The following is a 335-nucleotide window of genomic DNA, read 5'->3' as shown; positions in this document are numbered from 1 at the left end:
ATAACCATTGTTTTGAGGATTAAGGTTTGTATTAATTAGTAACTGTTTTTCGGGAATTGGAAACAGACTGTTATACTCTTTCCAATTTGGTTTAACTTCTTTTATTTGACTTAGTTGATTGAGTCGTTTAAGAGTATAAAAACGATGTCCATTTTCAGTAAAAAACTCTCTGTACATTTCTTGTAAGAATTCTTGTTCGAGTTCTTCTTTAGCGATGTTGGTTGAAAGTGGGAGCAGCCCTCTTTTTGTTCTAATTGCATTCAGTGTTTCCACTGCCTGTGGAAGCTTATTCTGATTCAACAAACTCTCAGCTAGGATAGCATAGGCGTGTTCTA

1 protein-coding gene is annotated in these 335 nt (G+C 34.9%); it reads right to left on the bottom strand.

The features are described 5' to 3' along the window. Nucleotides 1–335, bottom strand: a 335-nt coding sequence (locus GJV76_RS16200) for a RagB/SusD family nutrient uptake outer membrane protein (protein ID WP_155093509.1), incomplete at both ends; no start/stop codon positions are given.

Source organism: Myroides albus (genome assembly GCF_009711045.1).
In the GTDB taxonomy this organism is placed as follows: Bacteria; Bacteroidota; Bacteroidia; order Flavobacteriales; family Flavobacteriaceae; genus Flavobacterium; species Flavobacterium album_A.
The sequence above is the reverse complement of the archived record's forward strand: the minus strand, read 5'-3'. Positions and strand labels throughout refer to the sequence as shown.